This is a genomic window from Variovorax sp. GW823-FHT02B07 (assembly GCF_058797695.1).
In genome coordinates, this window is sequence record NZ_JBXAJX010000002.1 from 555,818 (window position 1) to 581,195 (window position 25,378).

Annotated in this window: 17 protein-coding genes; 9 read left to right on the forward strand and 8 right to left on the reverse strand. The window is 68.6% G+C overall.

The annotated features are described in order from the left end of the window. Genes AC1RGU_RS13815 through AC1RGU_RS13825 form a run of 3 tightly spaced genes read right to left on the reverse strand, consistent with a single transcriptional unit; the run spans position 1 to position 4,381 of the window. Positions 1-1,086, reverse strand: coding sequence for a mechanosensitive ion channel family protein (locus AC1RGU_RS13815; RefSeq protein WP_095746116.1), 1,086 nt, complete (start codon positions 1,084-1,086; stop codon positions 1-3). Next, positions 1,086-3,326 carry an FUSC family protein gene (locus tag AC1RGU_RS13820; RefSeq protein ID WP_095746115.1) on the reverse strand — a complete coding sequence of 747 codons (2,241 nt, stop codon included), beginning with the start codon at positions 3,324-3,326 and terminating at the stop codon, positions 1,086-1,088. The genes AC1RGU_RS13815 and AC1RGU_RS13820 overlap by 1 nt, the downstream gene beginning before the upstream one ends. Beyond that, the gene (locus tag AC1RGU_RS13825; RefSeq protein WP_492696580.1) at positions 3,326-4,381 is read right to left on the reverse strand and encodes an inositol monophosphatase family protein; all 1,056 of its coding nucleotides are present in this window, start codon (positions 4,379-4,381) and stop codon (positions 3,326-3,328) included. The genes AC1RGU_RS13820 and AC1RGU_RS13825 overlap by 1 nt, the downstream gene beginning before the upstream one ends. Positions 4,382-4,513: 132 nt before the next feature. Between AC1RGU_RS13825 and AC1RGU_RS13830 the strand changes: the two genes are divergently transcribed. Together AC1RGU_RS13830 and cysE are read left to right on the forward strand one after the other, a co-directional pair. Continuing rightward, positions 4,514-5,245, forward strand: a complete 732-nt coding sequence (locus AC1RGU_RS13830; RefSeq protein ID WP_492696581.1) for an RNA methyltransferase — start codon at positions 4,514-4,516, stop codon at positions 5,243-5,245. A gap of 67 nt (positions 5,246-5,312) precedes the next feature. Next, positions 5,313-6,104, forward strand: a complete 792-nt coding sequence (gene cysE, locus AC1RGU_RS13835; protein ID WP_223301446.1) for a serine O-acetyltransferase — start codon at positions 5,313-5,315, stop codon at positions 6,102-6,104. Between the two features lie 19 nt (positions 6,105-6,123). On the opposite strand, the gene cadR is transcribed toward cysE, so the two are convergent. Then, a complete protein-coding gene (gene cadR / locus AC1RGU_RS13840; protein ID WP_070063161.1) occupies positions 6,124-6,594 on the reverse strand; it encodes a Cd(II)/Pb(II)-responsive transcriptional regulator in 471 nt (156 codons plus the stop codon). Between the two features lie 70 nt (positions 6,595-6,664). Here cadR and AC1RGU_RS13845 point away from each other — a divergent pair, with 70 nt between their 5' ends. After that, positions 6,665-8,986, forward strand: a complete 2,322-nt coding sequence (locus tag AC1RGU_RS13845; protein ID WP_492696582.1) for a heavy metal translocating P-type ATPase — start codon at positions 6,665-6,667, stop codon at positions 8,984-8,986. Positions 8,987-8,991: 5 nt separating this feature from the next. Here AC1RGU_RS13845 and AC1RGU_RS13850 read toward each other — a convergent pair whose 3' ends face one another. Further along, the gene (locus AC1RGU_RS13850) at positions 8,992-9,234 is read right to left on the reverse strand and encodes a hypothetical protein (RefSeq protein WP_159270994.1); all 243 of its coding nucleotides are present in this window, start codon (positions 9,232-9,234) and stop codon (positions 8,992-8,994) included. 149 nt (positions 9,235-9,383) lie between these two features. Here AC1RGU_RS13850 and AC1RGU_RS13855 point away from each other — a divergent pair, with 149 nt between their 5' ends. Next, positions 9,384-10,637 carry a cation:proton antiporter gene (locus tag AC1RGU_RS13855; RefSeq protein ID WP_492696583.1) on the forward strand — a complete coding sequence of 418 codons (1,254 nt, stop codon included), beginning with the start codon at positions 9,384-9,386 and terminating at the stop codon, positions 10,635-10,637. Positions 10,638-10,643: 6 nt separating this feature from the next. On the opposite strand, the gene AC1RGU_RS13860 is transcribed toward AC1RGU_RS13855, so the two are convergent. Both AC1RGU_RS13860 and AC1RGU_RS13865 read right to left on the reverse strand, forming a co-directional pair. After that, positions 10,644-11,972: a heavy metal sensor histidine kinase gene (locus AC1RGU_RS13860; protein WP_492696584.1), complete on the reverse strand. Its 1,329-nt coding sequence runs from the start codon at positions 11,970-11,972 to the stop codon at positions 10,644-10,646. Further along, complete coding sequence (locus AC1RGU_RS13865; protein ID WP_062481258.1) at positions 11,969-12,646, reverse strand: heavy metal response regulator transcription factor; 678 nt, start codon at positions 12,644-12,646, stop codon at positions 11,969-11,971. The genes AC1RGU_RS13860 and AC1RGU_RS13865 overlap by 4 nt, the downstream gene beginning before the upstream one ends. A 162-nt stretch (positions 12,647-12,808) precedes the next feature. Here AC1RGU_RS13865 and AC1RGU_RS13870 point away from each other — a divergent pair, with 162 nt between their 5' ends. The 5 genes from AC1RGU_RS13870 (at position 12,809) to AC1RGU_RS13890 (ending at position 20,179) form a co-directional block, all read left to right on the forward strand. Further along, entirely contained in the window at positions 12,809-13,183 is a 375-nt protein-coding gene (locus tag AC1RGU_RS13870; protein WP_095746104.1) for a hypothetical protein, read from the forward strand. A gap of 104 nt (positions 13,184-13,287) precedes the next feature. Then, complete coding sequence (locus AC1RGU_RS13875) at positions 13,288-14,631, forward strand: TolC family protein (RefSeq protein ID WP_492696585.1); 1,344 nt, start codon at positions 13,288-13,290, stop codon at positions 14,629-14,631. A 26-nt stretch (positions 14,632-14,657) separates the two neighbouring features. Beyond that, on the forward strand, positions 14,658-16,052 hold the full coding sequence (locus AC1RGU_RS13880; RefSeq protein WP_492696586.1) for an efflux RND transporter periplasmic adaptor subunit: 1,395 nt from the start codon (positions 14,658-14,660) through the stop codon (positions 16,050-16,052). Positions 16,053-16,062: 10 nt separating this feature from the next. Beyond that, the gene (locus tag AC1RGU_RS13885; protein ID WP_492696587.1) at positions 16,063-19,272 is read left to right on the forward strand and encodes a CusA/CzcA family heavy metal efflux RND transporter; all 3,210 of its coding nucleotides are present in this window, start codon (positions 16,063-16,065) and stop codon (positions 19,270-19,272) included. Next, entirely contained in the window at positions 19,262-20,179 is a 918-nt protein-coding gene (locus AC1RGU_RS13890) for a cation diffusion facilitator family transporter (RefSeq protein WP_492696588.1), read from the forward strand. The genes AC1RGU_RS13885 and AC1RGU_RS13890 overlap by 11 nt, the downstream gene beginning before the upstream one ends. Before the next feature lie 96 nt (positions 20,180-20,275). Here AC1RGU_RS13890 and AC1RGU_RS13895 read toward each other — a convergent pair whose 3' ends face one another. Then, entirely contained in the window at positions 20,276-25,363 is a 5,088-nt protein-coding gene (locus AC1RGU_RS13895) for an Ig-like domain-containing protein (protein WP_492696589.1), read from the reverse strand. Positions 25,364-25,378: the final 15 nt, after the last annotated feature.

Below are 25,378 nucleotides of genomic sequence, written 5' to 3' on the forward strand. Positions count from 1 at the left end.
TCAGCCCGCCGTCGCGCCCTGCATCACCGCCGGCTGCCCCATCGCCGGATCGTTGCCCTCGAAGCGCATCTTCGGCAGGAACTGCGGGTACTCGCGCTGCATGAAGTCGATGACGCCTTCGCGCACGTGGCAGCGCAGATCGAAGGCGAGGCCGGAGGTCGCTGCGGTGCAGAGCACGCGGACCTGCATGGTGCGCTCGGTGGCGTCGGTCACGCGCAGGTTGAAGAAGCGGCCGTCCCACTCGGGCGCGGCCTTCACGAGGCGCTCGACCTCGGCGCGCAGCGGTGCCAGCGGTGTGCCGTAGTCCAGGTAGAAGAAAACCGAGCCGAGCAGTTCGGCCGAGTGGCGGGTCCAGTTCTGGAACGGCTTCTCGATGAAGTAGGTGAGCGGCAGGATCAGGCGCCGGTCGTCCCAGATGCGCACGACCACGAAGGTGCCGGTGATTTCCTCGACCCGGCCCCATTCCCCCTCGACCACGAGCACGTCGTCGATGCGGATCGGTTGCGACAGCGCGATCTGCAGGCCGGCGATGAGGTTGCTGAAGACGGGCTTGGCCGCCAGGCCCGCCACGATGCCGATCACGCCGGCCGAGGCCAGCAGGCTGGCGCCGACCTGGCGCGCGCCCGGGAAGGTCATGAGCATCATGGCGCCGCCGGCCACGACGACGACCGACATGGCGGTGCGCGCGAGCACACGGGTCTGCGTGAGCACGCGGCGTGCCTGCAGGTTGTCGGAGATGTCCGAAGGGTGCTGCGCGAGCACGCCGTCGGCAAAACCGCTGATGGCCTTGAGCACGAACCAGGTGCTGGCCGCGATGAGCAGCAGCCCCGTGAGATGCCGCACGCTGCCGATGAAGCGCAGGTCGTCCGGCGCCGCCTGCCACACCATCATGAGCGCCGCCAGCGGCAGCACCAGCCGCGCGGGGGCGGTGCAGTTGAGCACCATCGCATGCACGGCGGGCGCCGGGCGGGTGATCCGCCTGAGGACCATGCCCCCGATGCGGTGGGCGAGAAGGGCGAGGGGCGCGGCGATCAGGGCGGCAATCCAGGTGCCGAACCAGGGGTGTGCGAGGAGCTCTTGGGTCATCAGGCGGGAGTGGTCTTTGCTTCTGGGGTGTTGTCGTTCAGTGGTTGAAGAATGCGCGCTGCGTCGTCGCGCAGCTGCGTGGCGAGCGCCGTGGCCAGGTCGAGCCGGCGCACCAGCCAGGGGCTGATGTCGTTGTCGAACGGGTCAGGCAGTGGAATGGGGCCGCCGACGGTGGTGGCCCCCGTGCTCTCGGGGTGAGAGGGCCCTGCGATCGGAATGGTTCCCAGGGCGGCCTCGATGCGTTGCGCTGTGCGCACGAGCGGGCCTTCGATGTCGCCCGGCGTGAGGCGGTCGCGCCGCAGCACGAGCATCGACTTCACGGCGCTGAGCTGTGCGAGCAGCTGGTAGCTGTGGGCCTGCAGATGTTCGAGCGGTTCGAGCGGCGGCTGCACGGCGCGCGGTTCGGAGAGCGAACGCTGCGTGGCCTGCACGAGCGCCGAGAGGCTGTCGTAGGCCTCGCGGCGCGCGAGCCGCCATTCGAGCTCGGGGCTGCTCTGGATGGCCTGCAACTGGCCCAGGCCGAGCGCGAGCCGCGCATGGCGTGCCTGCGCGGTGAGCACGCGCGCCACCAGCGCGGGAATCTGCGTGCGCTCCCACGAGGGCAGCACGTAGCAGAAGCCCCAGGCCAGCGCGGCGCCGATGAGCGTGTCGGCGATGCGCTCGAACAGCGCAAAGATGGGCGCGGTGCCGGTGTTCAGCATGTGGGCCTGCAGCAGGCCCAGCACGGTGGCGGCCACGGCGGTGACGAGGTAGCGCCGCACCGCGAAGCTGTGGGCAATGGCCTGCGCGATGGTCACGGTCACCAGCAGCATCAGCGGCGACGGGTGCGCCGACAGCAGGCCCACCGCGAGCACGCAGCCCAGCAGCGTGCCGGCAACGCGGCTGTTGCGCCGCTCCAGCGTCTGCGAGAGGCTGCCGCGCAGCACCACCACGATGGTCAGCAAGATCCAGTAGTCGTGCGATCCCCAGGGCATCGACACCGCGATGCCGTAGCCGGCCGCGATGGCCAGCGCGGCGCGAATGGCGTGGCGCAGCGGCGGCGCGTCCCAGCGCCACAACGCGAGGAAGGGGCGCAGCGACCAGTCGGTCGGGCTCACGAAGAGCTGCCAGTTGGCGCGCACCACGGCCAGGTTGGGCTCGGCGTCGCCGCGCGCCATGGCCGCCAGGCGCAGCACCTCGTCGTTGATGTGGCCGATGCGGCTGGCCAGCCCGCGCGCGAGCATGGCGGCCGAGGGGCCCATCTGACCGTGCGTGTCTTCGTCGTCCGCCGTCACGTGGATCGCGGCCAGGCGCGGCCGGCGGTCGGCCACGGCGGCGGGGTGGCGGCGCATGAGCAGCGCATCGGCCAGGCCGGTCGTTTCGTCGGCCAGCTCTTCGAGGATGCGGCGCATCTCGACCAGCGCCTGCGCGTGCGACGGATGGGCGCGCAGGGCGTCGAGGTCGAGCTCGCTGGCAAGCAGCTGGTCGCGCATCTCGAGCACGATGACGAGCATGCCGGCCAGGCGCTGGCGGCGCGGCGTGCGCGGCGATTCGAGCACGATGTCGCGCGTGGCCTGCAGCTGGTCGGCCAGCGCGGCCTGCTCACGCAGCAGTTGGCCGAGCAACGAGGCGGGGGTGTCGCGGATGTCGCGGGTTTCGTCCTGCGGCGTGAACTGGCTGGCCTCGGTGCGCATGAGCGCGGCCAGCGAAAACAGCACGTCGGCGATCGACTGGGTGCGAAAGCGCCCGTTGAGCAGCAGGTTGGCCAGCGTGGCCCACACCACGTACAGGCCGGCGCCCAGACCGAACTCGGTGGTGCGCGCGATGGCGTCCGACAGCCCGGCGGGCGCGGGCGTGGCCATGGAGAAGACCATCGAGAACATCACCGCGATCGCGATGGGAATGCCGCGCTTGCCCCAGGCCATGGCCACGAAGGCCATGAAGGTGGCGGGCACCAGCAGCAGCCCGAGGCGGATCGGTGCGCCGTGCAGCATCTGCACCGCGAAGAACAGCGGCAGGCCGATGAGCGGCGCCGGCAGCATCTGCAAAAACTTGCCGCGGCGCGGGCCGGGCAGGTCGGGCGGCGCCGTCACGATCACGCCGGTGGCGGCGGCCGAGGCGGCCAGGGTGCCCAGCCACAGGTGCACCCCGCCCGAAATCACGAGCAGGCCGAGCGCGACGGTGAGCCCGCTCGCGACGTAGTGGCTCAACGCAATGCGCAACGCCGCGCGAACCCGCGAGGCGGCGCCCGGCCCCGTCATCACTTGGCGGAGGCGTCGCCCTCGGCGGGCGCCTCGCGCTTGATGCGGGTGAGCTTGCGCGGGGCGGTCGGCGCGGCGGGGGCTGCGGCGGCCGGGGTCTCGGCGCTGCCGTCGAGCGGGGCGGCCGTGGCTTCGGTCACGGTGCTGCGGGCGTACAGGTCGACCGAGGCGTCGGCGGGGCTCGACTTGGTCGAGGCCGACACGGCGCGCACGCGGTCGCTGGCGCGCAGCTTGTCGTCCACGTTGGCGAACTTGGAGTACTTGGCGAGCAGCGGCACCAGCTGGCCGTACACGCGCGGGGCGCCGGCCAGGCATTCGCGCTGGTCGAGGAACTCGGGCTCACCCGTGAAGTTGCCGATGAGGCCGCCGGCCTCGGTCACCAGCAGCGAGCCGGCGGCCACGTCCCAGGGGTTCAGGCCGGTTTCGAAGAAGCCGTCGGTGAAGCCGGCGGCCACGTAGGCCAGGTCGAGCGCGGCGGCGCCAGGGCGGCGCAGGCCAGCCATGCGGGGCATCATGTCGGCCATGATGGCCAGGTACTGCTTGAAGTTGTCGCCGGTGCGGAACGGGAAGCCGGTGGAAATGAGGCACTCGCTGAGCTTCACGCGCTTGGACACGCGGATGCGGCGCTCGTTCATGTAGGCGCCGCGGCCCTTGGTGGCCGTGAACAGGTCGTTGCGCGACGGGTCGAAGACGACCGCCTGCTCGATCTTGCCACGCACCGACAGCGCGATCGACACGCAGTAGACCGGGAAGCCATGGATGAAGTTGGTGGTGCCGTCGAGCGGATCGATGATCCAGACGAATTCGGAGTCTTTGGCACCGTATTCGGTGCCCGATTCTTCGGCCAGGATGCCGTGCCCCGGGTACGCGCCCAGCAAGGTCTCGATGATGACCTTCTCGCTGGCGTGATCGACTTCGGTGACGAAGTCGTTGACCTGCTTCTGGGAGATGCGCACGGCCTCGACGTCGAGGGCGGCGCGATTGATGATGGCGCCGGCGGCGCGTGCGGCCTTGACGGCCACATTGAGCATGGGATGCAGGTTGGGGGACGACATTCTGGATTGTGAGAAGAACGGGTGGGAGAGGTCCCCAAGAATGCAATCTGGGCGACCCTGCGGTCCGGCGATGCGGGCGGCGAGAATCGGGCATTTTACCGGCTCAGCCCGTTTGTGTCTTCCCCACCCGTCATGCGCACCCGTTTCATCCTCATCCAGACCAGCCACGCCGGCAATGTGGGCGCCGCCGCCCGCGCCATGAAGACCATGGGTTTCGACGACCTGGTGCTGGTTGCGCCGCGCTGGGCCAACGTGCTGCGGCGCGAGGAAACCATCCAGCGCGCCAGCGGCGCCCTGGACGTGCTGAACAACGCCCGCATCGTCGAAACGCTTGATGAAGCCCTCGACGGCGTGACCCACCTGTGCGCGACGGCCATGATCCCGCGCGACTTCGGCCCGCCCACGCGCACGCCGCGCGAGCACCTGGAACCGCTGGCCACGCAGGGCGACCAGCACGTGGCCTTCCTGTTCGGCTCCGAGCGCTTCGGCATGCGCAACGAGGACGTCTACCGCTGCAACGTGGCCCTGAGCATCCCGACCGACCCGAAGTTCGGCTCGCTCAACCTGGGCGCGGCGATCCAGGTGGTGGCCTACGAATGGCGCCTGGCGCTGGGCGGCTACGGCGTGCGCGAGGCCATCGCCCCGGTGCAGGCAGCCGACGCGCAGGCCGTGGCCGGCATGCTCGACCACTGGGAGCGCTCGCTGGTGGAGATCGGCTTTCTCGACCCGGCGGCGCCCAAGAAGCTCATGCCGCGGCTGCAGCAGCTGTTCAACCGCGCGCAGCCCACGCCGGAAGAGATCCACATCCTGCGCGGCATTGCCAAGGCCATGAGCGACGCGACCCGGCCGCCGCGCGGCAGCTGAATCGTCACAAAACCCCATCGCGCGTAAGCGAAGACGCCCGGCTTTAGACTGCCCGGCCCCTATCGATATAACGACAACAAAGGCAGCGATGTTCTCTCGACTGCGCGCCGACATCCGGTGCATCCTCGAACGCGACCCGGCCGCCCGCAGCGCCTGGGAAGTGATCACGGTCTACCCCGGCTTCCATGCCGTGGTGCTGCACCGCTGGGCGCACGCCTGTTGGACCCACGGTTTCAAGTGGCCGGCCCGCTTCATCGCGCACTGCGCGCGCGCGTTCACGGGCATCGAGATCCACCCGGCCGCCAAGATCGGCGAGCGCGTGTTCTTCGATCACGCCATGGGCGTGGTGGTGGGCGAAACCGCCGAGATCGGCGACGGCTGCACCATCTACCAGGGCGTGACGCTGGGCGGCACCTCGCTCTACAAGGGCACCAAGCGCCACCCGACGCTGGGAAAGAACGTGGTGGTGAGCGCGGGCGCCAAGGTGCTGGGCGGCTTCGTCGTGGGCGACGGCGCCAAGATCGGCTCCAACGCGGTGGTCATCAAGCCGGTGCCGGCCGGTGCGACCGCGGTGGGCATTCCGGCGCGCATCATCCCGTCGAAAGAAGGCGAGAGCGCCGACGTGGCCGCGCCGCAGAAGTTCTCGGCCTACGGCATCACGCAGGACGACGACCCGCTGAGCCAGGCCATGCGCGGCCTGATCGACAACGCCTCGAGCCAGGAGCACCAGATCGCGCTGTTGTGGCAGGCCATCGAGAAGCTGTCGGCGCAGCCGGGCACCAAGGACTGCGTGCCGGGCGACGCGGCGCGTGGCGAGTCGTTCGAGGCCGACAAGCTGACGCAGCTGATCGGCAAGTAAGAGGCGATCGACCGGCGCCTCAGCCGGCCCGCTTGCCCGGCGCGTGCAGCGTGCCGTGCACGTGCCCCGCGTGCTGGCCGAAGGTCTCGGGGGCGAGAGCGGCCGTGTCCAGCTCCTGCAGGATGCCGCAGGCGCTCGCCGATTCGGGGCCGCCGCACTGCAGGCGCAAGGCCTTCAGCTGCTTTTCGAGCGTCTTCAGCTCGGCGATGCGCGAGGCCACGTGGCCGATGTGGTCGTCCAGCAGCTGGTTCACCTCGCCGCAGTCGTCCTGCGGCGCATCGCGGAATTTCAGCAGGCTGCGGATCTCGTCGAGCGTCATGTCCAGCGAGCGGCAGCGGCGGATGAAGCCCAGGCGCTGGGTGTGCTCGTCGTCGTAGATGCGGTAGTTGCCGTCGGTGCGCGCGGGCGCGGGCAGCAGCTGTTCGCGTTCGTAGTACCGGATGGTTTCGACCGGCGTGTTCGTGGCCTTGGCCAAGTCACCGATTTTCATGATGCGGCATCTCAAGGAAGTGGCAATCAACGGTTGACTCTACACCTGCTTCAGGGTTTCCAATGAAGGCATGACGAATCAGAACACCCTGAATCAGCCGGTGCCGCGTGCAGCGCCGCATGACCACGACCATGACCACGGGCACAGCCACGGACATGACCACGCGCATGACCATGCACACGATCACGCCCCCGCCGCGCCGGCAACGGCCTGCTGTGGCAGCCCCGTGTGCGGCAGTGCGCCGGCGTCGGCCGAGCCGGGCGACCTGCCGAAGGGCGCCGTGCTGTTTCGCATTCCCACCATGGACTGCGCGGTCGAAGAGTCCGAGGTCCGCCGCGCCCTCGAGCCCGTTGCGGGCGTGAAGGCCCTGCGCTTTCGCCTGAGCGAACGCACGCTGGCCCTCACCACCGAAGACGGTGCGCTGCCCGCCGCGCTCGACGCCATCCGCCAGGCCGGCTTCAAGCCCGAGCCGGTGGCGTCGTCGACGGGGCAGAAGGCCGAGCCCGCGCGCTTCGCCGGCATGTCGACCGGCCTGGCGCGCCTCGTGGCCGCGCTGGTGCTGGCCATCGCGGCCGAGACCGTGTCCTTCCTGGCGCTCGACGGCGTGGGCTTCATGGCCGCCGAGATGGGGCTCGCGCTCGCGGCCATCGCGCTGGCCGGCCTGGACACCTACAAGAAGGGCTTTGCCGCGCTGGTGCGCGGGCGCCTCAACATCAATGCGCTGATGGCCGTCGCCGTCACGGGCGCCTTCATCATCGGCCAGTGGCCCGAGGCCGCGATGGTGATGGCGCTGTACGCCATCGCCGAGCTCATCGAAGCCCGCGCCGTCGACCGCGCGCGCAACGCCATCCAGAGCCTGCTCGCGCTCGCGCCCGAACAGGCCGAGGTGCGGCAGCCCGACGGCAGCTGGCAGACCGTGCGCGCCGACGCGGTGGCGCTCGGTGCCGTGGCCCGCATCCGCCCCGGCGAGCGCGTGCCGCTGGACGGCGTGGTGCTCGAAGGCACCAGCGCCATCGACCAGGCGCCGGTCACGGGCGAGAGCATCCCGGTCGACAAGGCCGTGGGCGATGCGGTGTTTGCCGGCACCATCAACCAGACCGGCGCGCTGGTGTTCCGCGTGACGGCCGTGGCGGCCAACACCACGCTCGCGCGCATCATCCACGCGGTGGAAGAAGCGCAGGGTTCGCGCGCGCCCACGCAGCGTTTCGTCGACCGGTTCGCCGCCATCTACACGCCCACCGTCTTCGTGCTGGCGCTGGCCATCGCGGTGCTCACGCCGTGGCTGCTGGGCTGGACCTGGGTGCAGGCGGTCTACAAGGCGCTGGTGCTGCTGGTCATCGCCTGCCCGTGCGCGCTGGTCATCTCCACGCCCGTGACGGTCGTGAGCGCGCTGGCCTCGGCCGCGCGGCGCGGCATCCTCATCAAGGGCGGCACCTACCTCGAAGAGGCGCGCAAGCTCAAGGCCGTGGCGCTCGACAAGACCGGCACCATCACCGAAGGCAAGCCCAAGCTGGTCGAGTCGGTGCTGATCGACAAGGCGGGCAGGGATGAAGGCGCGGTGTACGCATTGGCCGCCAACATCGCCGGCCGTTCCGACCACCCGGTGTCGAAGGCCATCGCCCAGGGCCTGGGTGGGTCGGTCGAAGAAGTCGGCGACTTCACCGCGCTGCCCGGACGCGGCGTGCAGGCCACGCACGCGGGCCAGACCTACGTGCTGGGCAACCACCGGTTGATCGAGGAGCGCGGCCTGTGCTCGCCGGAACTCGAAGCCGAACTCAAGCGGCACGAGGAGGCCGGTCGCACGGTGACGCTGCTGGCATCTGAAAAGTCGGTGCTGGCGCTGTTCGCAGTGGCCGACACCATCAAGCCTTCGTCGCAGGCCGCCGTGGCCGAACTGCGCGCGCTGGGCGTGACGCCCGTCATGCTCACCGGCGACAACACCGCCACCGCGAAGACCATCGGCGCGCACGCCGGCATCGAGGACGTGCGCGGCAACCTGCTGCCCGAAGAAAAGCTGGGCGCCATCCAGGCCCTGCAGCAACGCTACGGCGCCGTCGCGATGACCGGCGACGGCATCAACGACGCCCCGGCACTGGCCAGGGCCGACATCGGCTTCGCCATGGGCGGCGCCGGCACCGACACCGCGATGGAAGCGGCCGACGTGGTCATCATGAACGACGACCTGCGCCGCATCCCCGAGACCATCCGCCTGTCGCGCCGCTCGCATGCCGTGCTGTGGCAGAACATCACCCTCGCGCTCGGCATCAAGGGCGTGTTCTTCGTGCTCGCGGTGTTCGGCAGCGCGACCATGTGGATGGCGGTGTTCGCCGACATGGGGGCGAGCCTGTTGGTGGTGGCGAACGGGTTGCGGTTGATGCGGACCGAAAAGTGAGCGCGCTACGTCCCGTTTCTTGAGGACGTGTCGGGCGGGGCCTGGCGGGCCTCGAGCGCGGCGGCGATGCGTTCGAGGTTGGCGTTCATGCGCCGCGTTTCGACGATGTGATCCGACAGATAGTGGCGCACTTCTTCGATGTACTGGCCTTGTTTCAGGCCGCCGCTGCGGCGCATGAAGAAAATCCAGACGCCGATGAGCAGCAGCATGGGGCCCCAGCTGATGATGAGTTCTACAAAGGTTTGCATGTTTCTCCCGGAAGCGTGAGATGTGATGAAAGGGGCAATCGGCACGGGCCGCGGCGCAGGTTAGCGCAAGGTGGCCGGTTGCCGGCATCCCCAGCGCGTGGAACTCACTAACATCGAGCGAGTTCTTTCGCTCTCACGGTTTTCCGCCCATGTCCGTCACCACCCTCCTGCTGCAACTCGTCGTCATCCTCACCACCGCACGCCTGTGCGGCTGGGTGCTGCGCCATGTGGGGCAGCCGAGCGTGGTGGGGGAGATGGCGGCGGGGCTGATGCTCGGGCCGGCGGTCATGGGCCTGCTGTTCCCGTCGCTGCACGCGCAGCTGTTCGCCAAGGAGTCGCTGCAGGGGCTGTCGTCGCTGGCGACGGTGGGGCTGGTGCTGTTCATGTTCGTGGTGGGCCTGGAGCTGCGGGCCACGCGCAACATGCGCGCGCAGCTGCAGGCGGCCGGCGCGGTGGGCGTGCTCAGCGTGCTGGTGCCGCTGGTGCTGGGCCTGGCGATCTCGCCGGCGCTGCACCCCACGCTCGCGCCGGCCGGCGTGGGCTTCTGGCCCTTCGCGCTGTTCATGGCGGCGGCGCTGTCGATCACGGCCTTCCCGGTGATGGCGCGCATCCTGAAAGACCGCGGCATGACGCGCACGCCCTTCGGCCAGCTCTCGCTGAGCGCGGCGGCGGTGGTCGACGTGTTCGCGTGGATCCTGCTGGCCTTCGTGGTCGCGCTGGTGGGCACCAGCGACGGCTATGCGGGCCTGATCAAGATCACGGTCGGCGTGGTGGTGATGCTCACGGTGCTGTTCCTCGGGCTGAAGCCGGCCTTTGCGTGGCTGCTGCGCGTGAAGGCGCCCGACGGCGAGCCGTCGACCACGCTGATGGCCGCGCTCATGATCGGCCTGCTGGTCACGGCGCTGCTGACCGAGTGGCTGCACCTGCACGCGGTGTTCGGCGCCTTCCTGTTCGGCGCCTGCCTGCCGCGCGACGACCGCCTGCTGCGCTCGCTGAGCGAGCGCATCGAGCCGATCTCCATCGTGGTGCTGATGCCGCTGTTCTTCGCGCTCGCGGGGCTGGGCACCACGGCCAACGCGTTCTCGGGCGCGAGCCTGGGCGCGATGCTGGTGATCGTGGGCGTGGCCACCGTGGGCAAGATCGCCGGCGGTGCAGCCGGCGCGCGCATCGCCGGCTACAGCTGGCGCGACAGCCTGGCCACCGGCTCGCTCATGAACGCGCGCGGGCTGATGGAGCTCATCGTCATCAAGATCGGCCTGGACGTCGGCCTGATCGGCCCCGAGCTCTTCACGATGCTGCTGGTGATGGCGCTGGCCACCACCGCGATGACCGGGCCGCTGATGACGCTGTGCGTCGGCCGCAAGCCTAAGCCCGCCGAGACGGCGGCGCACGCCGAGCCCTGAAGCCCTTCAGCCGCTGCGGCGCACGCTGAACCCGATGCGCGTCTCGCCGCCCTGGCTCGACGCGAACACCTGCCCGCCGTGCATGCGCGCGATCGCCTCGACGATCGACAGGCCCAGCCCGTGGTGGCGCGTGGAGCCGTCGCGCGCCTGGGCCGCGCGGTAGAAGCGCTCGAACAGGCGCGGCAATGCCTCGGGGTCGATGGCCGCGCCGCGGTTGATCACGGCGATGGTGTGGTGTTCTCCGCCAGGGGCGGCCGCGATCTCGATGCGCAGCGTCGAGGCCGGTTCGGCAAAGCGGATCGCATTGCCCAGCAGGTTGAAGAGGGCGCGCCGGATCAGCCCCGCGTCCACCTCGGCCACGGCCTCGCCGTGCACCTCGGCGCGCAGGCCGGCCTCGTCGAGCATGGCGTCGTAGAAGTCGATCACGTCGCGCGCCTGCTCCGCTAGGCTCACCGGGGCCATCGAGCGCGCCGAGGTGCCGCGGTCGGCCTTCGAAAGAAACAGCATGTCGGTCACGATGCCCGACAGCCGCCCCATCTCCTCGAGGTTGGAGGCCAGCACGGCCTGCAGCTCCTCGTTGCTGCGCGGGCGCGTGAGCGCCACCTCGGTCGAGCCCAGCAGGTTGGCCAGCGGCGTGCGCAGCTCGTGCGCCACGTCGGCGTTGAACGACTCCAGCTGCACGTAGGCGCGCTGCACCCGCGCCAGCAGCGCGTTGAACTGCGTGATCCAGGGCCGCAGCTCCTGCGCGAAGGCGCCGGGGTCGATCGACTGGTGGACGTGGTCGGGCGTGATGGCCGCGGTGCGCTCGGCCAGTGCCTTCAGCGGCCGCAGCCCGCGCCGCACCAGCCACATGCCGGTGAGCGACACCAGCGCCGTGCCCAGCACCACCGCGCCCAGCAGCGTCCAGGCCAGGCGTTCGAGCAGCCGCGAGTCCTGCGCGATGTTCACGCCGACCTGCACCGACAGGTCGGTGTGGAAGTCGCCGTTCTGCCAGGGCACGACGATGGCGCGCCGCAGCCAGCGGCCCTGCGGCGGCGGCGTGGACTGGAACAGCGGCTTGCCGGCGTTGGCGATCGACAAGGTCACGTCGTCCTGCATCGAGAAGAAGTCGTCGAGCTTGTGGCGCAGAAAGACGAGGTCGCCGCCTTTCTCGGCCTCCTTGAGCAGGTGCTCGACGAGCACCGTCTTCTGGTCGAGCGCGTCGCGCTGCTTGGCGCCGAAGCTCCAGGCGGTCACGAGGTAGATGGCCAGGCAGATGATGCTCAGGCCGGACAGCGTCTGCGCGGCGAACCAGAACGAGAGCCGGCTCTGGATCGAATGCGGCTTCGGGCTCATGCCCAGGAGCGGTCTTCCAGGACGTAGCCCATGCCGCGAACGGTGTGCAGCAGCTTCACGTCGAAGGGGTCGTCGATCTTGCTGCGCAGGCGGCGAATCGCCACCTCGACCACGTTGGTGTCGCTGTCGAAGTTCATGTCCCACACCTGCTCGGCGAGCGTGGAGCGCGACAGGATCTGGCCGCGCCGGCGCAGCAGCACCACCAGCAGCGTGAACTCCTTGGCCGTGAGGTCCAGCCGCGTGCGGTTGCGCATGCACTTGCGGCTCACCAGGTCCAGCTCCAGGTCGGCCAGGCGCAGCACCGTGGGTTCCTGCGTCTTGCCGCGTCGCAGCAGCGCCTGCACGCGCGCCAGCAGCTCCGAGAAGGAGAAGGGCTTCACCAGGTAGTCGTCGGCGCCTTGCTGCAGCCCCTGCACGCGGTCTTCGACCTTGTCGCGCGCGGTGAGCACCAGCACGGGCACGTTCTTCGTGCGGCGAATGGCCTGCAGCACGGCAAAGCCGTCGATGCCCGGCAGCATCACGTCCAGCAGCACGAGCGCGTAGTCGCCCTCGGTGGCGAGGTAGCGGCCTTCGATGCCATCGCGGGCGATGTCGACCACGTAGCCGTTCTCTTCCAGCCCCTTTTTCAGGTAATCGCCCAGTTTGGGTTCGTCTTCGATGACAAGAATTCGCATGGTACGGATCGTACCCAAGGCCTTTCGAGACGCTGGTTACGATTTAGTAATCCTATTGAAGGACAAAGCGCCGACACGCTGTCGTACAGTGGGCCGGGCCCTCGGTTCGCAGGGCTTTTCATGGTCGGCGCGCCACGCCCCGTCGATATACTTTTGTCAACAATGCGCCGCTGGCTCCTGATTTTCCTGCTGTTTCTCTTGCCTTTCCAGTACAGCTGGGCGGTGTCGGCCGCCTATTGCCTGCACGAAGGCGACAAGAGCAGCGGCCACTGGGGCCACCACGAGGACGAGCCGCGCGGCACCGACCGCACCCACGCGGGCGACGGCGCCAAGAAAGACAGCACCCGCCAGCCCAATGCGGCGGTCGGCCATTGCATCGTTGCCCACTTCGGGCAGGCCCAGCATGCGGACACCGCCGCCGCGCTGCCGGCCCAGGCGCCCGTGGCTTCGCAGCCGCTGCGCGCCGCTTCCACCGAACGCTTCGCCTCGCACATCGCCGAAGTGCCGGTGCGCCCCGACTGGTTGCTCTGCGCCTGATTCGGCGAGAGCACAGCCCCTTTTCTTCTTTCTGATCTCACTCATCAGCTGAGCGCTCCTCGCCGAATTCGTCCGTCCGTTGTTTCGCAACCCAGGAGAATTCGATGCGCACGCTTTTCGTGCCGCTGGCCGTGTTGGCCTTGGCGGTACCCCCGGCCTTTTCACAGCAGACCGCGCAGGCGGCCGGTCCCTCGTCGTCCCTGTCGGCACCCGCCCGCACGCTGGAGCCCGAAGGCCCGCTGACCCTGCGCGCCGCCGTGGCGCTGGCGCTGCAGGCCAATCCGGGCCTGTCGGCCGCGCGCCATGAACAGGCCGCCGCCGACGGCGCCGTGGTGCAGGCCGGCGCCTGGCCCAATCCCACGCTCGACACGCAGCTGGAAGACCTGCGCCGCAACAACCGCACGACCACGCTGCAGCTGAGCCAGCCCCTCGAGCTGGGCGGCAAGCGCGCCGCGCGCGTCACGGCGGCCGAGCGTGCGCGCGACCAGGCGACGTCGGCGCTGTCGGCGCGGCGCGCCGAACTGCGCGCCGCGGCCGTCACTGCCTTCTTCGACGTGCTGACCGCGCAGGAGCGCCTGCGGTTGGCGCAAGACTCGGTGGGGCTCGCGCAGATCGCCACCCGCGCCGCGGCCAACCGCGTGGCGGCCGGCAAGGTGTCGCCGCTCGAGGAAACCAAGGCGCGCGTGGCCGAGGCCGGCATCCGTGTCGAACTGCTGCAGGCCGAAGGCACGCTGCGCGCGTCGCGCCAGCTGCTGGCCGCGCTGTGGGGCAACCCGTCGCCGCGCTTCACGCAGGTGGACGGCGCGGTCGACCAGCTGCCGGCCCAGGCCGCCGCGCCCGAGGTGGCGCGCCGCCTGCCCGATGCGCCCGTGCTGCGCCAGGCCCGCCTCGAGGTCGAGCGCCGCCGCGCGCTGAGCGACCTGGAGCAGGCCAAGCGCATTCCCGACGTGACCGTGTCGCTCGGCGTCAAGCGCGTGCCCGCGTCCGAAGGCGAGGGCGGCGAGGCCGTGAGCAGCAGCCGGCGCAACCAGGTGGTGGTGGGCCTGTCGGTGCCGCTGCCGATCTTCGACACCAACCGCGGCAACATCGCCGAGGCACTGAGCCGCGAAGACAAGGCGCGCGACGAGCTCGCCGCCGCCGAGCTGCAACTGGGCGCCGACGTGGCCCAGGCCAGCGAGCGCCTGCGTTCCGCGCGCGCCACCGCCGAGACGCTGCAGCGCGACGCACTGCCCGGCGCCGAGACCGCCTACCGCGCCGCCACCAAGGGCTTCGAGCTGGGCAAGTTCAGCTTTCTCGAAGCGCTCGACGCGCAGCGCACGCTGTTCCAGGTGCGCAACCAGTACCTCGTCGCGCTGGCCGAAGCACACCGCGCGGCCGGCGAGCTCGACCGCCTGCTGGGCACGGAGGGCGACGACATCGCCTCGAACGCGACGCCGAACGTGCGCTGAAGAAGAACACCGAACCGATTCCGACCATGACCACACCACACAACCGCACCACGTCCGCCGGCCGCAAGCAGTGGATCGCCATTGCCGCCGTCCTGCTCGCCGGCCTCGTTGCCGGCGCGCTCATCCTGCGCACCGCGCCGTCCAAGCCCGAGGCGGGCGGCCATTCGGAGTCCGCCGGCCACGCCGACGGCGAGCACCACGAGGAAGACAAGAGCCACGCCAAGGGCAAGGAAGACGACCACGGCCATTCGCATGACGAAGGCCATGGCGACAAGGAACACCACGCGGAAGAAGGCAAGGACGCCGGCAAGGATGCGGGCAAGGCGCCCGGCAAGGACACGCCTGCATCGGCAGAGCCGCAGAAAGCCGCCGCCAACGCCCACAAGGAAGACGAAGAAAAGATCCCCTTCACCGACGAGCAGGTCAAGGCCGCCGGCATCGCGATCGACAGCGTCGGCCCGGCGCGCATCAAGACGTCGCTGCAGCTGCCCGGCGAGATCAAGTTCAACGAAGACCGCACGGCCCACGTGGTGCCGCGCGTGGCGGGCGTGGTCGACAGCGTGTCGGCCAACCTGGGCCAGGAGGTCAAGCGCGGCCAGGTGCTGGCCGTGATCTCCAGCCCCGCGCTCTCGGAGCAGCGCAGCGAGCTGCAGACCGCGCAGCGCCGGCTGGCACTGGCGCGCACCACGCACGACCGCGAGAAGAAGCTGTGGGAAGAAAAGATCTCGCCGCAGCAAGACTTCCTGCAGGCCGAGCAGGCCATGCAGGAGGCGCAGATCGCCGTGGCCAACGCCAACCAGAAGCTGCTGGCGCTGGGCGCCACGCCCGGCTCGTCGGCACTGGGCCGCTACGAGCTGCGCGCACCCTTCGACGGCATGGTGGTCGAAAAGCACATCTCGCTGGGCGAATCGGTGGGCGAGGCGGTCAACGTGTTCACCATTTCCGACCTGTCGACCGTGTGGGCCGAGATCAGCGTGCCCGCCAGCAACCTGAACCTGGTGCGCATCGGCGAGGCCGTGACCATCCGCGCCGGTTCCTTTGACCAGGCCGCGCGCGGCACGGTGTCGTACGTGGGCTCGCTCATCGGCGCGCAGACGCGCACCGCCACCGCGCGCGTCACGCTCACCAACCCGCAGCGCACCTGGCGCCCGGGCCTGTTCGTGAACGTGGAGCTGGTGGCATCGGAGGCCGATGCGCCCGTCACCGTGTCGGCCGAAGCCGTGCAGACCGTGGACGACCAGCCCACCGTGTTCCTGCGCGTGCCCGGCGGCTTTGTGCCGCAGCACGTGAAGACCGGCCGCAGCGACGGCCAGCGCATCGAGATCGTGGGCGGCCTGAAGCCCGGCGCGGCCTATGCGGCCAGCGGCAGCTTCGTCGTGAAGTCGCAGCAGGGCAAGAGCTCGGCCACGCACACCCACTGAGGACGACCGCATGTTCGAACGCATCATCCGCTTCTCCATCGAGCAGCGCTGGCTGATCCTGCTGGCCGTGCTCGGCATGGCGGCGCTCGGCGTCTTCAGCTACCAGAAGCTGCCCATCGACGCCGTGCCCGACATCACCAACGTGCAGGTGCAGATCAACACGTCCGCGCCCGGCTACTCGCCGCTCGAAGCCGAGCAGCGCGTGACCTACCCCATCGAGACCGTCATGGCCGGCCTGCCGGGCCTGCAGCAGACGCGCTCGCTGTCGCGCTACGGCCTGTCGCAGGTCACGGTGATCTTCAAGGACGGCACCGACATCTACTTTGCGCGCCAGCTCGTGAACGAGCGCATTCAGTCGGCGCGCGAGAGCATGCCGCCCGGCGTGTCGCCGGTGATCGGGCCCATCTCGACCGGCCTGGGCGAGATCTACCTGTGGACCGTCGAGACCGAGGAGGGCGCGAAGAAGGCCGACGGCAAGCCCTACACGCCGACCGACCTGCGAGAAATTCAAGACTGGATCATCAAGCCGCAGCTGCGCAACGTGCCGGGCGTGACCGAGATCAACTCCATCGGCGGCTACGCCAAGGAGTTCCAGATCGCACCCGACCCCGCGAAGCTCTTGGCGCACGGCCTCACGATGACCGACCTGGTCACCGCGCTGGAGCGCAACAACGCCAACGTGGGCGCGGGCTACATCGAGAAGCGTGGCGAGCAGTACCTCATTCGCGCGCCCGGGCAGGTGAAGTCGGTGGAAGACATCGGCAACGTGATCCTGGGCAACGCCGGCGGCATTCCGCTGCGCGTGTCCGACGTGGCCGAGGTCGGCATCGGCCAGGAGCTGCGCACCGGCGCCGCCACCGACAACGGCCGCGAGGTGGTGCTGGGCACCGTGTTCATGCTCATCGGCGAGAACAGCCGCACCGTTTCGCAGGCGGTCGACAAGAAGATGCAGGAGATCAACCGCACGCTGCCCGCGGGCGTGAAGGCCGTGACGGTGTACGACCGCACGGTGCTGGTCGACAAGGCCATCGCCACCGTGAAGAAGAACCTCTTCGAGGGCGCGGTGCTGGTGGTGGCGATCCTGTTCCTGTTTTTGGGCAACATCCGCGCGGCCATCATCACCGCGACGGTGATCCCGCTGTCGATGCTCTTCACCTTCACCGGCATGGTGAACCAGAAGGTCAGCGCCAACCTCATGAGCCTGGGCGCGCTCGACTTCGGCATCATCATCGACGGCGCCGTGGTGATCGTGGAGAACTGCGTGCGGCGCCTGGCGCATGCGCAGGAGAAACACGGCAGGGCGCTCACGCGCAGCGAGCGTTTCCATGAAGTGTTCGCGGCCTCGCAGGAGGCGCGCCGGCCGCTGCTGTTCGGCCAGCTCATCATCATGATCGTGTACCTGCCGATCTTTGCGCTCACCGGCGTCGAGGGCAAGCTGTTCCACCCGATGGCCTTCACCGTGGTGATTGCGCTCTTGGGCGCAATGATTTTGTCGATCACCTTCATCCCGGCCGCCGTGGCGCTGTTCATCGGCAACAAGGTCGCCGAGAAGGAAAACCGCTTGATGCTGTGGGCCAAGCGCGGCTACGCGCCGCTGCTGTCGCGCGCGATGAATGCCAAGCCGCTGGTCATCACCACGGCGGTGGTGGCGGTGGTGCTTTCGGGCCTGCTGGCCACGCGCCTGGGCACCGAGTTCGTGCCCAGCCTGAGCGAGGGCGACTTCGCCATCCAGGCGCTGCGCATCCCGGGCACCAGCCTCACGCAATCGGTCGAGATGCAAAAGCAGCTCGAGCGCACGCTGAAAGACAAGTTCCCCGAGATCGAGCGCGTGTTCGCGCGCACCGGCACGGCCGAGATCGCGTCCGACCCGATGCCGCCGAACATCTCCGACGGCTACATCATGCTCAAGCCCGAGAGCGAGTGGCCCAAGCCGAAGCGCACGCGGCCCGAGCTGCTGGCCGCCGTGCAGGAAGAGGTCGAGAAGCTGCCGGGCAACAACTACGAGTTCTCGCAGCCCATCCAGCTGCGCTTCAACGAGCTGATCTCGGGCGTGCGCAGCGACGTGGCCGTGAAGATCTTCGGCGACGACATGGACGTGCTCAACCAGACCGCCGCGCAGGTGTCGAACGCGCTGGGCAAGGTGCCCGGCGCCGCCGAGGTGAAGGTCGAGCAGACCACCGGCCTGCCGATGCTCACTGTGAACATCGACCGCCAGAAGACCGCGCGCTACGGCCTGAACGTGGGCGATGTGCAGGACGCCATTTCGACCGCCGTGGGCGGTCGCGAGGCCGGCACGCTGTTCGACGGCGACCGCCGCTTCGACATCCTCGTGCGCCTGCCCGAGACGTTGCGCACCGACCTGGAGGCCATCCGCCGGCTGCCGATCGCGCTGCCCAAGGGGGCGGGCGGCGAAGGCCTGCGCACCAGCTTCATCCCTCTGGGCGAAGTGGCCACGCTCGACCTCGCGCCCGGCCCCAACCAGGTCAGCCGCGAGGACGGCAAGCGCCGCATCGTGGTGAGCGCCAACGTGCGCGGGCGCGACCTCGGCTCCTTCGTGGCCGAGGCCGAGGAGGCCATGCGCGCCGTGCGCATTCCGCCGGGCTATTGGACCGTGTGGGGCGGCCAGTACGAGAACCTGGCCTCGGCCACGCAGCGCCTGCAGGTGGTGGTGCCCGTGTCGCTGCTGCTGGTGTTCACGCTGCTGTTCGCGATGTTCGGCAACCTGAAGGACGGGCTGCTGGTGTTCACCGGCATTCCGTTCGCGCTCACGGGCGGCATCGTCGCGCTGTGGCTGCGCGGCATTCCGCTGTCGATCTCGGCGGCGGTGGGCTTCATTGCGCTGTCGGGCGTGGCCGTGCTCAACGGGCTGGTGATGATCTCGTTCATCCGCAACCTGCGCGAGGGCGGCCTGCCGCTGGACGAAGCCATTCGCGAAGGCGCGCTCACGCGGCTGCGCCCCGTGCTCATGACCGCGCTGGTCGCCTCGCTGGGCTTCGTGCCCATGGCCATCGCCACCGGCACGGGCGCCGAAGTGCAGCGCCCGCTGGCCACCGTGGTCATCGGCGGTATCCTGTCGTCGACCGCGCTGACGCTGCTGGTGTTGCCGCTGCTGTACCGCATCGCCCACCGGCGCGATGAAGACGAGGTGCAGGAAGCCAACGCCGAGCAGCAACACGGCGCACCCCTCGATCCCGCACTGCAAGGTTCCCATGGCCCATGAGCATTCACATGCTGTAGGTGGCAACGAGAAGGCGCTGCGCTGGGCGCTGGCGCTCACCTCGACCTACCTCGTCGCCGAGGTGATCGGCGGGCTGGTGTCGGGCAGCCTGGCGCTGCTGTCCGACGCGGCCCACATGGCCACCGACACCGTGGCGCTGGCCATCTCGCTGGCCGCCATCTGGCTGGGCAAACGGCCGGCGGACAAGCGGCGCACCTTCGGCTATTTCCGCTTCGAGATCCTGGCGGCCGTGGTCAATGCGGTGCTGCTGTTCTTCGTGGCGATCTACGTGCTCTACGAGGCGTACCGGCGCATCTCGCAGCCGGCCGAGATCCAGTCGACCATGATGCTGCTCGTGGCCATCGGCGGCCTGGTGGTCAACCTCATCGGCATGCGCCTGCTGGCCAGCGGCAAGGACGAGAGCCTCAACGTGAAGGGCGCGTACCTCGAAGTGTGGGCCGACATGCTCGGCTCCGTCGGCGTGATCGCGGGCGCGCTGGTCATCCGTTTCACGGGCTGGGCCTGGGTCGACTCGGTGATTGCCGTCGCCATCGGCCTGTGGGTGCTGCCGCGCACCTGGCGCCTCTTGCGCGAGAGCCTCAACGTGCTGCTCGAAGGCGTGCCCGACGAGATCGACCTGCCCGAGGTCGAGCGCGCGCTGCAGGCGCAGCCGGGCGTGGCGGGCCTGCACGACCTGCATGTGTGGGCGCTGTCCAGCGGCAAGGTGAGCCTGAGCGTGCACGTGGTGTGCACGCCCGACGTGGTCGACCTGGCACCGCTGATGCTGCGGCTGCGCGGCCTGCTGGCCGAGAAGTTCGACATCCACCACTCGACCGTGCAGGTGGAGCGGGTGCCTTGCGAGCAGGCGGGGGAGACCCATGGGTTCGGGCCTGCGGTGACGGCGGGCTGACGCAAGGGCAGGCACAACAAAAAACGCGACAGTCGCACGGGGCGGCTGTCGCGTCGGGGCGGCGCCGATGGGGCGCCGCATGGCCTGTCTGCAGGCTTAGAGGATGGTCACGTGGACCTTGTCTTCGACCAGCAGTTCTGCGGTGCCGGCGAGGTTGGTGTAGACGCTGTAGGTCACGCCGCCGACGGTGGCTGCATTGCCCAGGGTCCAGCCGTCGTCGCCGCCGAGCAGGTTCACATCGCCATTGGCGCCGTTGACCAGCATCTGCACCTTGCCGTCGGCCGTGACCATGTCGCGCATGCCGCCGGCGAGCACGTCGCTGGCGTGCAGCGCCAGCGTGTTGCCGCCGGCACCCAGGTCGAACTTCTCGATGCCCTGGATCTTCAGGCCGAAGGCCGTCAGGTCGATGTGCATGGCCTTGCCGTCCATGACCAGGGTGTCGATGCCCAGGCCGCCTTCAACGCGCTCGAAGTCGCCGCTGTTGATGCGGATCGTGTCGTCGCCTGCACCGCCATGGACCGCGTCGCGGGTGCCGACGTTGGTGAAGGTGTCGTTGCCGGCGCCGCCGCTGAGGCGGTCCGCGAAGCCGAGCTTGGCGATGATCGCGTCGTCGCCATGGGTGTAGCCTTGGGTCGAGTGGCTCAGCACCTCGTCATCGGGGAGGGCGTCCGGCATGGCATCCGACGGTGCTTCGAAGGTGCCGACCGCACCGACCAGCGTCGAGTTGGTGACCTTGACGGTCACGCCCTGCTGTACCAGCAGCTCGGCGGCGAGCGACGAGTGCTGGTAGCTGTCGTACGCCACGCCCTGCACCGTGACGCTGCTCTTCTTGATCCAGTCACCCTGGTCAATGCCACCGGCGAGCAGGTCACTCAGGTTCACGGTGTCGCCGGCATTGCCCTTGATCATCATTTGCACGCGGCTCTTGTCGCCCTGGTGGAACAGGTCGACGCCGCCGTTGTTCAGCACCTCGGCCAGCGACAGGGTCAGCGTGTTGTAGCTGGTGCCCGTGATGTCGATGACCTCCATCGAGCTCAGCTTGTTGCCGACCTTGGTCAGGTCGAGCACGTGCGCGTAGCCCTCAAGCTTGAGCGTGTCGATGCCGCTGCCGCCGTGGATACCCGCCGTGGCCTGGTTGAAGTAGGTCGTCGCGCTGACCGACAGCGACACCACGTCATCTCCAGTGCCGCCGTAGAAGGTCTCGGGTGCGTACTCGATCAGGTTGGGGTCGCGCGTTTCCGCCACGTGGTTCACCACCTTCTGGCTGAACGCGTCCAGCGTCACGCTCGGGCTCAGCGAGATGACCTTGAACGAGCCGATGTCCACCAGTTCCGCCGAGGTGTAGGTGAACACCTTGGTGTGGCGCGCATCCGTGCCGCCGATGAAGTTCTCGGTGTGGATGAGGTTGCCCTTGACGTCGAACACCTGGATCTGCGCGCCCATGGCGTTGTCGATGCCGGTCAGGCGCAGCGAGAAGTAGTTGGCCGGCTTGTCCAGGGTGAACAGCGCGTTGGCCTGCGTGGCGTCGTTCAGCGTGAGGCCGGCCAGTGCCGTCGTGGTCGCGACCGTCTTGGCCAGCGTGCCCGTGGTCGTGACCTTGAAGCCGGTGCCGGTGTACACGTCGCCCACCGGCGCCTTCTGCAGGGTGTCGCTCACCGCCGTCAGCGCAGCCGTACCGACCACCTCGTAGGGTTTGGACACCGCGCCGATCGCACCATCCTTGCCGATGATCTGCGCGGTGACCGCGAAGTCCTTCGCCGCGCCCTGGTATGAGTAGGTCACGGTCGATGGGACGCTGATGGTCGCGATGCCGGTGTTGATGTCCAGCTGCGTCAGCACCTGGTCGTACGTGCTCATGCCCCACTGGATGTGCACCGTGTCGCCCGCCTTGGCGCCCGTACCGGCGAGCGACAGCAGCACCTGCGAGCCGTCTTGCGCCTTCGTGGAGGTGTAGATGCCTTCGGCATCTGGAATGCGCACAATGGCCGGTGCCCCTGGCACATCAACCAGAGTGACTTCCTGGGACAACACATCGGCCCCATGCTTGACCCCGTCGCTGACGCGCACCTGGTAAGCCCAGTCGCTGGTGTGTGCCGAAAGGTCCACGAAGGCCCAGTTCTTTCCGTTGACCACGGCGTCTTGCCAGGTCTTGCCGCCATCGACGGACACCTGGACCTTGAGGCCCGAAGCCAGAGGCATCGACAGCGTGCCGGTGATCGCACGCCCGGCGCTGCCGTCGGCCGTGACCGAGTCGCCCGCCACGCCCGTGTCCTTGCCCAGGCTCGAGATCTTCAACAGCTCGCTCGCAGAAGGCTGCTGGATGCTGATGTGCAGCTTGGACGTTTGCGAGGCCTCCTTGCTGTCGACCACGGTGTAGCCGTAGACCTCCTTCACCGAGCTTTCCAGGTTGTAGAGGGTGGCGAGCTTGGCTGCGTACGAGTAGTCCCCGGCCTTGTGACCGGTGGAGTTCTGCATGTAGACCTTCAGCCAGCCGTTGGTGGTGGCGACGGTCAGCAGGCCGCTGCTGGCGTCGTAGGCCGCGGAAATGACCTTGCCACTGGCGTTTTCCACGACCAGCTTGTTGTCGCTGGTGATACGGAACACACCGCCTTCGAACGTGATCTGGCTCAGGCGCTCCTTGCCATCCACTGTGATCTTCACGTCGTTGCCCAGCAGGTTTCCTGAGATGCTGTCTGCAACTGCGGAGCCCAGCAAGATTTCGGGCAGCATCTCGGGCGTCGGCATGCCGATCGCCTTGTCGCTGGCCAGCCACTCGAACGAATAGACGTAGTAGCCGCCCAGTGGGACGAAGGATATCGGTGTCGACACGATGGGCGTCGTCAACGGGTTGCCGTCACCATCGGGGTCTTTCAGCATGGCTTGCCACTTGTCAGCTGTCTCACGCGAAAGAGAGTTCGCTGTATCGCCAAGAATGAAAACTTGGCTCGGCCCCTTTCCTGCCAGATAGTCGGCCTTGATGCTGTTCATGGCTGCCAGTACGGTTGTCTCGTAAGCAATCATGCCGCTGGATCCCAGCGCGTTCACTGCAGTGATGTACTTCAAATAATCTGCATCGGCTGCGTTGGCAAAGGTGTACTTCACTGGCTTGTTCGAACTCATGCTCAGAAGCGTCAAAGTCACGGATTCCCCGACTTCGAGGTAGGCCGTTGCCAGATCCTTCAGGGTCTGCTGGACCGATGCGAGCGGTGCGCCACCCATGCTGCCTGACGTATCAATCAGCAGGGTGGCGTTGAAGCCTCTCTTGCCTTCAAGCAACTCGCGCGGATGGTCGTCGCCCGTGCTCAGGTCCTTGTCCAGCACGAAGTTGAATTCGTTGGACGGCACGCTGATGTTGCCCGCTGCATCGACGGCCTTCGCGGTCAGCTTGTAGGCGCCATTTTCCAATGGCGGGTTGGGCTCGAAGGTCCACCGGCCTGCGCCGTCGACCGGGGCACGGCCCAGTTCCACGCCATTGCCATAGACGATGACCGTGCTGTTCGGTTCGGCCTTGCCGTTGATCGCAGGCGTGGCATCGTCGGTGACGCTGCCAGAAACCACGGTGCCGTGGTCCGGGCCCTCGTTGTCGAAGACGCTTTCGATGGAGGGCGCGAGCGGCGCCTTGGCGTCCACCGTGAGATGGAACGCGTCTGAAGGCGCGCCGGCAATGCCATCCTTGCCCACGGCGGTGGCGGTCAGGCTGTGAGCACCGTCCGCCAGAAGCATCGGTGACTTGAACGTCCAGTGGCCCGATGCGTCAGCCTCTGTCTGGCCGATGACCACGCCGTGGTCCTTGATGAGGACGGTGCTGTTGGCCTCTGACGTGCCGCTGATGTCGGGCTGGTTGTCGTCCGTCACGGCGCCCGGAAGCAGGTCGCCCGTGATGCTGCCCTGGTCGTCGTACACCTTGTCGATGGTCGTGCCGGCGGTCGGCGTGCGTGCCGGCGAGACGTTGCCTGCGGGATCGATGATCACCGCTTTCGATGGCTGCCCTGCGTCGGCCAGGGAAACCTTGCCGGCGGCGATGTCGGCTCCGGTCAGCACGTGATCGACCTGCCTGTCGCCGAAGAACACGCGCACCGTGTCACCGGCCTTCGCGTCGGTGGCGTCGAAGTACACATCCACATGGGCACCGTCGGCGAGAAGCTTGATCGGCATCTTGGGGGCAACGGTGTCCACCACGAAATTCCAGGTGTTGCTCGCGCCGCTGGTCTGGCCCTTGGGGCTGGTGGACGTGGCGGTGATGCCGTGCGTGCCATCGGTCAGGCCGACCGTGGGCGTGAAGCTCCAGTTGCCCGAAGCGTCGGCCACGGCCTCGCCCAGATACGTAGAACCGTCGTAGAACTTGACGGTGTGGTTGGCCTGCGCCGTGCCCGCAAGCGTCGGCCTGGCGTCATTGGTGGCCTCGCCTTGCTGCAGCATGTGCGGCTCGCCCACGTCGTCGAACACGCTGTCGATCACAGGCGCGTTCGGCTTGTCGGTGCTGACGGTCACCTTGTAGCGCCCGGTCGGCATGGTCTCGTTGCCGGCGGCGTCGCGCTCCACGAGCATGAAGGTGTTCAGGCCTGCGTTCAACGGGGTGTCGACCTGGAAGGTCCACTGCCCGTTCTCGCCGATGGTGGCCAGGCCGAGCTCATGGGTGCCGGTGGCGTCTTTCACCATCACGGTGACGGTGTGGCCGGGCACGCCGGTGCTGATGCCGCTGAGCAGCGGGCGCGTTTCATCGGTGGTGCCGCCCGAGATCACGTTGCCGGTGACCCCGCCCACGTTGTCCGTGAAGCCGCTGACGTTCAGCCGGCTGGCGTCGGGCGGAGTCACGTCGATCTCGAAGTTGAACGCGGGGGAGGGCGTGCCCTCGTTGCCGCTGTCGTCGCGCGTGACGATGGTGATGGCGTGCTGGCCTTCGAGCAGGTCGGTTGAGGGCGTGAAGGTCCAGCTGCCGTTGGCGTCGACCTCGGTGGTGCCGATCTCGGTGCCGTTGTTGCGGATGACGATGGTGTCGCCCGGCGTGCCCCGGCCGCCAAATTCGGGCTGGCGGTCGTCGGTGACGCCGCCGTGGGCGATGCTGCCCAGGATGTCGCCGGCGTCGTCGGCGGCGCTGCCCACATGAAGAGGCGGGGGCGCAAAGGTCGATGCGAGGTCGGTGTTCTGGGAAAGGGCGACGCTGTTCGTCTGCTCGGAGGCCATGGAATTCCTGTGCTC

Coding starts and splice junctions, on each gene's coding strand:
- AC1RGU_RS13815 (WP_095746116.1), bottom strand. CDS start 1,086: ATGACCCAAGAGCTCCTCGCACACCCCTGGTTCGGCACCTGGATTGCC.
- AC1RGU_RS13820 (WP_095746115.1), bottom strand. CDS start 3,326: ATGACGGGGCCGGGCGCCGCCTCGCGGGTTCGCGCGGCGTTGCGCATT.
- AC1RGU_RS13825 (WP_492696580.1), bottom strand. CDS start 4,381: ATGTCGTCCCCCAACCTGCATCCCATGCTCAATGTGGCCGTCAAGGCC.
- AC1RGU_RS13830 (WP_492696581.1), top strand. CDS start 4,514: ATGCGCACCCGTTTCATCCTCATCCAGACCAGCCACGCCGGCAATGTG.
- cadR (WP_070063161.1), bottom strand. CDS start 6,594: ATGAAAATCGGTGACTTGGCCAAGGCCACGAACACGCCGGTCGAAACC.
- AC1RGU_RS13845 (WP_492696582.1), top strand. CDS start 6,665: ATGACGAATCAGAACACCCTGAATCAGCCGGTGCCGCGTGCAGCGCCG.
- AC1RGU_RS13850 (WP_159270994.1), bottom strand. CDS start 9,234: ATGCAAACCTTTGTAGAACTCATCATCAGCTGGGGCCCCATGCTGCTG.
- AC1RGU_RS13855 (WP_492696583.1), top strand. CDS start 9,384: ATGTCCGTCACCACCCTCCTGCTGCAACTCGTCGTCATCCTCACCACC.
- AC1RGU_RS13860 (WP_492696584.1), bottom strand. CDS start 11,972: ATGAGCCCGAAGCCGCATTCGATCCAGAGCCGGCTCTCGTTCTGGTTC.
- AC1RGU_RS13865 (WP_062481258.1), bottom strand. CDS start 12,646: ATGCGAATTCTTGTCATCGAAGACGAACCCAAACTGGGCGATTACCTG.
- AC1RGU_RS13870 (WP_095746104.1), top strand. CDS start 12,809: ATGCGCCGCTGGCTCCTGATTTTCCTGCTGTTTCTCTTGCCTTTCCAG.
- AC1RGU_RS13875 (WP_492696585.1), top strand. CDS start 13,288: ATGCGCACGCTTTTCGTGCCGCTGGCCGTGTTGGCCTTGGCGGTACCC.
- AC1RGU_RS13880 (WP_492696586.1), top strand. CDS start 14,658: ATGACCACACCACACAACCGCACCACGTCCGCCGGCCGCAAGCAGTGG.
- AC1RGU_RS13885 (WP_492696587.1), top strand. CDS start 16,063: ATGTTCGAACGCATCATCCGCTTCTCCATCGAGCAGCGCTGGCTGATC.
- AC1RGU_RS13890 (WP_492696588.1), top strand. CDS start 19,262: ATGGCCCATGAGCATTCACATGCTGTAGGTGGCAACGAGAAGGCGCTG.
- AC1RGU_RS13895 (WP_492696589.1), bottom strand. CDS start 25,363: ATGGCCTCCGAGCAGACGAACAGCGTCGCCCTTTCCCAGAACACCGAC.